Genomic DNA, 7657 nt, shown 5'->3' on the forward strand with positions numbered 1-7657 from the left:
TAGCCCGAGTAACGATTGAATGGACATTTTCTCGGGCTGTTTACGCTTCATTTTCTACACACAAGAATTACAAACACTATGGAGGACAATAATTAATTTAATTCAACTACTTGTCCAGTTTCTGCAGATTTGTAAATAGCTTCTAAAATCTGTGTAACGACCATTGCTTCTTCCGGTTTTACCAAAGGTTCTGTATCATTTAAAATACAATCAATCCATTGAGTTGCTTCAGCATCCCTTTGTTCAAGGGTCTCACTGGAAAAGCCATATATTCCTCCGGCTCCTGAAGGTTTTGTCTCCACTAACTGATCATGGGCAACATGATTAAATACAACATAACCCTTATCTAGAAATGCTTCTCCAAACATTTCTGCGCCGCCTTTTGTTCCACAAAGGGTTACCTGCGCTTCTTTTGTATTCACCATATTGATAGCCCAAGCAGATTCTAAAAAAATGGTTGCACCATTCTCCATTTTTATAAAACCGAAAGCTGAATCCTCTGTCTCAAAAGACTCTGGTTCCCAATGGCCAAACATGTTTCCTTCAGGTCTATCCTTCAGCTTTTGATAAGTGGATCCAAAAACACTTTTAGGTTTATAGTTGTTCATACACCATAGGGCCAAATCTAACGCATGAGTTCCGATATCAATCAATGGTCCGCCACCCTGCTTTTCCTTATCAGGGAAAACGCCCCAAGTCGGTACACCTCGCCTTCTTACCGCATGTGCTTTTGTTAAATATATATCACCAAGCTCATCGTTTTTACAAGCCTCATGTAACGTCATAGAATCTTGCCGGAACCGGTTTTGATAACCTATAGTCAATTTTTTACCTGTCTGACGGGCTGTTTCCAGCATTTGTTTCGCTTCTTTCGAATTAATAGCCATTGGCTTTTCACACATAACATGTTTCCCGGATTCTAGTGAATAAATTGTAATTTCTGCATGAGATATATTAGGCGTACACACATGAACGACATCTATATCTATTTCTCCAAGCATTTGTTTATAATCTTGATATGCCCTGGCTTCTGTACCGCCGTACTCTTTTAATGCTTGTTCGGCTCTTTCTTCTATAACATCACAAAAACCTACCACTTCTGTTTTATCTTTAAGATTTGCAAGCGCAGGAAGATGTTTTTGTAAAGCAATACCTCCACACCCAATAATCGCTATTTTCAACTTATTATTTATATTCAACTGTATCTGCCTCCAAAATAACTATTCATTTAACATGTTTTTTAAATTTTTATAACTGATTTCAATACTTTCCAGTTGACTTCTAGTTGTTAAATCTTGTTCTACTAAAATATATTTTGCGCTTCCAATTTCCTGCGCCGTTTTGATGATTTCTGGTATATCCATCATTCCATCCCCAATCTCGGTGAAGTACTCAGGCTGAGAAAATGGGATGAAGGCATCAAAATCAATTACCGCATTCTCATCTAAGCTTTCAAAGGCATTCACCGGATTCGTTGATGATGGCATATCCTTTTGATGAATAATTTTACATCTTTCTTTCACTTTTTTGAGGTAATCAACTGGGTCTACACCGCCTCTTAGAGTCCAATAAGTATCAAACTCCAGCTTCACCAACTCAGGATCCGTATTTTCCAATATAATATCGAGAACATATTCTCCATCAAATTTTTGAAACTCTTGAAAATGGTTATGATAATAAAAGTCAAGACCCTTCTCTTTGCACATTTGACCGTACTTATTTAGTGTTTTACTAAAATCTAAAACTTCTTGTTTATTACTGAAAAAAGCAATCGAACAGCCAATTCCCCCACTTCCTAGCTCTAAATTATAGGTAATCGCCTCTTCTATAATTTCATCGGTAAGAGGTGATACATGCATAGAAATGGCTTTAAGTCCCAACTCGTCTAACCTATTTTTTAAATCTTTCGCTTCCAAGCCTTCTATTTTCATTTCTTTATCAGCATCATGAATAAAAAATTCCAAATTCTCATAACCAATATCAGCAATCTTCTTTAGTGTAGAAAAATAATCCTTCGCCAACTCGTCTCGTACAGAAAATAATTGTAATCCCATAGATAATGACATAAGCATCCCCTTTTCTTTTAATGAAATCGATTACATTTTACATTGAATTAACATAAACTACCAAAGTTATTTTTACTTTATTCAGATGAATATTTGCAATAATTTTCTTAAAATTAAATACGAAAAGATATTGAAATTTTACAAAATGTAATCGATTACTTAGAAGTCTATAGTTACTTAAAAACATTGTCAAGTGAAATTTTATATTTATCAGTTTTTTTGTTCCCCAATATTATGTAATAAAATAATGCGTTCTCAGGTGGTTTCACGAATAATTAGCTGGTGTTCCAAAAAACGGCTCTCTACTTCTTCTCCTTTAATCTTACTCATTAGCATTTGAGCTGAAATAGCTCCCATTTCATACATTGGTTGTGCTACTGTAGTTAAAGGAGGGTATACCACATTCGAAAATTCAATATTATCAAAGCCAATCAAAGCCATTTCTTCTGGCACCCCCAACTGCTTAATATGTAGCTCTTTCAACGCTCCCACTGCCAACACATCTGAAACAGCAAAAACAGCAGACGGCCGGTCAATCTGATCCAGCAAAACTCTCATTGCTTGCTGCCCCGACTCAAAATTTAAGTGTTTGGTATTATAAATCCAATCATCAGTAATCTCCAAGTTAAATTCTTTGAGTGCTTTTTCATACCCACTGTAACGTTCGGATGCGTAAAGGAATTTTTTATCAAAATTTATAAGCCCTATTTTTTTATGTCCCAATTTGATTAAATGTTTAACTGCTTGATAAGCTGCCTGTTTGCTATCAATCGTTACAAAAGGCAACGTTTTATCTTTAGTATATTCACTACATTGCACAATTGGATATTCGTTAGAAAGTTCAATTAATTTTTTTTTATTTACTGTAGGGTCCATTGAAATAATACCGTCAGCCAATTTATTTTTAATCATATTAAAGTATATAACTTCTCTATCAGGATCTGAATCTGTTTCACATAAAAGAATATTATATCCAAATGCTATCGCTTTATCTTGAATACCATTTATTATTTTCGCGTAAAACGGGTTGGAAACATTGGGTAAAAGTACTAAAAGAAGTTTACTTTGCGAAGTCCTTAAGCTTCTTCCTAACACACTGGGTTCATAATTTAACTCTTTAATTGCATTTTCAACTTTAAACTGCGTATGTTTTTTAACTTTATCTGGCGTGTTAATCACACGTGAAACTGTAGCAACAGAAACACCTGCATATTTAGCAACTTCCTGTATTGTAGCCATTAGTATTTCCTCCATCCACATAAGTAATCGATTACATTTAAATTTTTTAACTTTTATTGAATTTCTAGAATATGGTTGATTCTTCTAGTTCTTACTATCATACAATCAATTTTATATAAATGAAAGGGAATCTATCCATCTAGCTATTAAAAAACACTTGCTAATTTAAATTGTTGAATACCTTTGCAATAAAGATTAGAGACGATTTTTTCTTCATGATAATGTATACAACTCAGAAATTAATAACAAATAATAAAGCCTATACAAGGTAAAATTACCGTCGTATAAGCTTTATTATTTGTTTGCCGGAATAACCTCATCACTTATGATAAGGCTCCCTCCTTATAATCCGAAAACTCCGATAAACCTGCTCCAACAAAACCAGCCGCATCAACTGATGAGGAAACGTCATCTTAGAAAACGACAACGCCAAATCACTCCGCTTCTGCACATCCGCACTAATCCCAAGCGATCCGCCAATCACAAACACAATCTTACTCTTCCCATAAGTCGCAAGCTCGTCCAATTTTTTCGCCAGATGCTCCGAACTGAGCATCTTCCCCTCAATCTCCAGCGTAACCACAAAAGCATCCGGATTCACCTGCGCAAGAATACGCTCACCTTCCTTTCGCTTCACTTCTTCCATTTCCGCTTCACTCATATTTTCCGGCGCTTTTTCATCCGCTACTTCGACAATATTCACTTTCGCATAAGCACCCAATCGCTTTTTATATTCCTCAATACCTTGCTGCAAGTATTTTTCCTTTAACTTTCCAACGGTGACAAGAGTTATATTCATCGCTATCTTCCTTTATGATAAAATAATTTTTTTCATCCCAATATCCTTATATTTTACCATATTCTTAAGAAAAAGTTGCCATTTTCTATATATCATTGTATTGTTAAACTCGATACTACCCTATTCTCTTCCATACGATTTAGATTTACAAAGTATCATTGTTTGACTAATTATTTTTCAACAATAAATTAAGGTAAATTAAAAGAGATACCTATTAATTTACAATAAATAAACTGGTATCTCTTTAGTGAAAAATTTTATTCTATTTTCTCTATTGCTCTTCTATTGAATATAAACCTAAAAACCAAATGAAACTAAAACAAACTATCCTCTACAGCTAAGCACAGACAATGATAAATCGGCAAATGTAATTCTTGAATTTTATATGTTTCCGTCTCTGGAACCTGAATATTGCAATTCGTATAATCAGCAATTTTTCCGTGCTGCTGACCACTTAGCAGAATTACATTCATTCCTATCATTTTTCCTATCATCGCTGCATACTTTATATTTTTAGAGTTGCCTGAGCTAGATAGACATATTAGAGTATCTTTTTCTGTACCGCGTGTTAACAAATCTTGCGCAAATACTAAATCAGCATCCACATCATTACTAAAGGCATATGCAAATGCATCTTGACTCCCCAGTACCAGGGAATCAATACCTGCTTCTAGATTATCTGCCAGATACTGACCTTCTTCTGCATATTCCGAAACAAGCTTTTCAATGATATGTCTATTTAATTCTCTTTTCTTATCAAATGATTTTAACAGTTCACCTACAATATGCTGTCCGTCGGAATAGCTTCCTCCATTCCCACACATATAGATTGTGCCGCCCGATTGGATGGTCTGCATTAATAAATGATAAGTTTCTTCAATTTGATTCTGATTTACTTCCAACACAGGATATCTTTTCACCAACAATTGGACATGTTCTTGGATAGCCATGGATAAGCTCCTTTCTTTTTAAACTATTTTGTTTCAGCTTCCGGTGTTCTATCATTCTTTGCTTTGATAATGGAACCAACGATAAAGATAAGAGCCAGAAGGAACAGGATTCCATAGATACCTGTTTTACTGAATAATACACCGAGTTGACCGAGAAGAATTCCCGTTATTGCAAAATCAGCATCACCAAAAGTAGAGTTTGCAAATCCAAGCTCTCCCAACAAAGGAAGCATTAGAGCAGGTAAGAAAGTAATTAACGCACCATTAAAAACTCCTCCGACAATTGTTCCTCGAATTCCGCCAACTGCATTAGCTAAAACACCAACACCTGCGCCGACAAAGAATAAATTTACTAAACCAGGGATAATTACTGGCAACGGGGTAAATGGCAAAATAAGAAAAACAATAAACCCTCCGACAACAGAAGATATAAAACCAATTAGTACAGCATTAGGGGCGTACGGAAATAATACTGGCACATCAAGCGCAGGAGTAGCGTCAGGAACTATTTTTTCCGAAATTCCTTTAAATGCAGGAACAATTTCTGCAAGCATCATCCTTACGCCATGTAAAACAACGACAAATCCAGCTGTAAAAATCATTCCCTGCATTATGGCAAACATGACGATATTATCTCCATTTGATAACTCCATTGTGACAGAGCGTTCTGCAAACAAATAGGTTGTTACATATAAAATGATCATCACGATGGCCGTTGTAATCGTATTATCTCGAAAAAAGCTTAATTGTTTGGGAACTTTAATATCTTCAGTGGACCGTTGCTTTTTTCCAACCGCCTTACTGATTAACGGGGATAAAGAGTAACTTATTGCATTAAAATGACCCATAGCAACATTATCATTACCTGTAGCTTTTCTATAAAAAGGCTGAACAACCGCTGGAGACAGTGTCATTACAGCACCTAAGATTAACGACCCTGTTATGACTAACTCTGTACCTCGAAAACCAATTGTACTTAACACGGCTGCTAATAGTGCTGACATAAATAAAACATGGTGGCCCGTTAAAAATATATATTTAAACTTGGTAAAACGAGCAATTAAAATATTACAAATAAATCCAAATGCCATTATAAGAGCCATTTCTGCACCAAATAAAGTCTCTGCTAATCCGATAACAGCTTCATTAGAGGGAATTACCCCTTGCACTTGAAAGGCACTTTCAAATGCAGGAGATAAGTTTTCTAACGCACTTGAAATAATTCCTCCTCCTTGTGACAAAATGACAAAACCAACTACGGTCTTAAATGTTCCAGATAAAATTTTATCAACAGGCTTTCGTAAAGCAATTAAACCTATAAGAGCAATCAAACCGATAATAATCGCTGGTTGGTTAAAAAAACTGTATACAAAATTCATTATAGTCTCCTCCTATTTGGCGAGATGATCAGTTAATTGTTTCTCTATATCACTTTTATCGACTACATTACTAACTAAAATTTTCTCAGCCGCAAACTCCTCTAGCTGATCCCCAAATTCTTTGGTAGATATAATTATGTCTACTTGATGTCCTGCTACTGAACCGATATCACATGCCTCTACTTCTGCATCTTTTCCTAAACTGGAAAGAACCTCTTCCACATTCATTTTTAAAATTAATGACGATCCTGAACCCATACCGCAAACTGTTAATATTTTCATATTGAAGCACTCCCTTATTTTTGGTTAATTTCTTTTACAATTTCTTCTTTACTCGAACGAAGCAACATATTTATAAATGTTTCATTATTTAGCTCTTCTACTAATTCTGATAACGCTTTTAAATGTGTGTGATGATCAATAGCTGCCAAGCATACCACAATTCTCACAGGATCATTTTCTTTATTTCCAAATTCAACCTCCTCATCTAATGTAATCAAACTCATCCCAATCTGATTAACGCCATCTTTAGAACTAGCATGTGCAAGAGCAATTCTAGGTGCGATTACAATATATGGACCAAAGTTCTTTACTGCTTCCACCATGGCTTGCGTATATTCATTTGTAATAACACCTGTTTTTTCTAAAATTTTGCCGCTATAGATAATTGCCTCTTCCCAATCGCTCACAAGCACTTTTGTTTCAATCGTTTCTTCTGTCAGAAGGTCTTTTAACATAGGTTCACTTCTTCCTTTCCATATTCCTTCTTTCTGTAAAGTTATCTTTTCCTCTACTACTTTGTTTTCAAGATACTGTATATTTTTTATATCAACTTCTGTTAAATACGGTGTTACCTGTATATAAGGCACATTAAAATCTTGTAAATGAATCGTTGAAATAATCATATCTGCTTTATTCGCTTCTTCTGATAGAATCTTTTTAGTTACTATCCTCGGCTTAAATTTAAAATGATGATTTAGCTGATATTTTAAAAATTGAGATGTACCTATCCCCATATGACATATCAATATAACATTCAATTCTTCTGCAATTTTATTTTTGATTTTTTCAATAGAAGAAACAACATGTAAGGTAATGTAAGCGTAAAATAGCCCACACCTATTAAAAGGTATGGACTATTGTTATGATTTATTTAGATTGATTGGGAACACGACATTCCTCAGGAAGAGTCGGTGACCAAGGTAAGAGGTGAGCTAATTTTTC

At 34.9% G+C, this 7657-nt stretch carries 8 protein-coding genes; all 8 read right to left on the minus strand.

Going from position 1 to position 7657, the window contains the following annotated elements; all coding sequences use genetic code 11:
• Positions 1–92: 92 nt before the first annotated feature.
• Entirely contained in the window at positions 93–1193 is a 1101-nt protein-coding gene (locus ACFQ19_RS02160) for a Gfo/Idh/MocA family protein (RefSeq protein WP_379590313.1), read from the minus strand.
• 27 nt (positions 1194–1220) lie between these two features.
• Positions 1221–2066 carry a sugar phosphate isomerase/epimerase family protein gene (locus tag ACFQ19_RS02165; protein WP_379590286.1) on the minus strand — a complete coding sequence of 282 codons (846 nt, stop codon included), beginning with the start codon at positions 2064–2066 and terminating at the stop codon, positions 1221–1223.
• A gap of 255 nt (positions 2067–2321) precedes the next feature.
• Entirely contained in the window at positions 2322–3305 is a 984-nt protein-coding gene (locus ACFQ19_RS02170; protein ID WP_379590287.1) for a LacI family DNA-binding transcriptional regulator, read from the minus strand.
• 319 nt (positions 3306–3624) lie between these two features.
• Positions 3625–4104 carry a 23S rRNA (pseudouridine(1915)-N(3))-methyltransferase RlmH gene (gene rlmH, locus ACFQ19_RS02175; RefSeq protein WP_379590288.1) on the minus strand — a complete coding sequence of 160 codons (480 nt, stop codon included), beginning with the start codon at positions 4102–4104 and terminating at the stop codon, positions 3625–3627.
• A gap of 314 nt (positions 4105–4418) precedes the next feature.
• A complete protein-coding gene (locus tag ACFQ19_RS02180) occupies positions 4419–5054 on the minus strand; it encodes a D-sedoheptulose-7-phosphate isomerase (protein ID WP_379590290.1) in 636 nt (211 codons plus the stop codon).
• Between the two features lie 23 nt (positions 5055–5077).
• On the minus strand, positions 5078–6436 hold the full coding sequence (locus tag ACFQ19_RS02185) for a PTS ascorbate transporter subunit IIC (RefSeq protein WP_379590315.1): 1359 nt from the start codon (positions 6434–6436) through the stop codon (positions 5078–5080).
• A gap of 9 nt (positions 6437–6445) precedes the next feature.
• The gene (locus ACFQ19_RS02190) at positions 6446–6715 is read right to left on the minus strand and encodes a PTS sugar transporter subunit IIB (protein WP_379590291.1); all 270 of its coding nucleotides are present in this window, start codon (positions 6713–6715) and stop codon (positions 6446–6448) included.
• A 14-nt stretch (positions 6716–6729) separates the two neighbouring features.
• Positions 6730–7449 carry a PTS sugar transporter subunit IIA gene (locus ACFQ19_RS02195; protein WP_379590292.1) on the minus strand — a complete coding sequence of 240 codons (720 nt, stop codon included), beginning with the start codon at positions 7447–7449 and terminating at the stop codon, positions 6730–6732.
• Between the last annotated feature and the right edge of the window lie 208 nt (positions 7450–7657).

Origin of the sequence: Oceanobacillus locisalsi (assembly GCF_042675985.1) — a bacterium.
GTDB classification, from domain to species: Bacteria; Bacillota; Bacilli; order Bacillales; family Amphibacillaceae; genus Oceanobacillus; species Oceanobacillus locisalsi.

What these genes read in the sequence shown, in the direction of transcription:
- ACFQ19_RS02195 (WP_379590292.1), bottom strand. Translation starts at nt 7,449, where the DNA reads ATGGGGATAGGTACATCTCAATTTTTAAAATATCAGCTAAATCATCAT.
- ACFQ19_RS02170 (WP_379590287.1), bottom strand. Translation starts at nt 3,305, where the DNA reads ATGGCTACAATACAGGAAGTTGCTAAATATGCAGGTGTTTCTGTTGCT.
- ACFQ19_RS02190 (WP_379590291.1), bottom strand. Translation starts at nt 6,715, where the DNA reads ATGAAAATATTAACAGTTTGCGGTATGGGTTCAGGATCGTCATTAATT.
- ACFQ19_RS02165 (WP_379590286.1), bottom strand. Translation starts at nt 2,066, where the DNA reads ATGTCATTATCTATGGGATTACAATTATTTTCTGTACGAGACGAGTTG.
- rlmH (WP_379590288.1), bottom strand. Translation starts at nt 4,104, where the DNA reads ATGAATATAACTCTTGTCACCGTTGGAAAGTTAAAGGAAAAATACTTG.
- ACFQ19_RS02180 (WP_379590290.1), bottom strand. Translation starts at nt 5,054, where the DNA reads ATGGCTATCCAAGAACATGTCCAATTGTTGGTGAAAAGATATCCTGTG.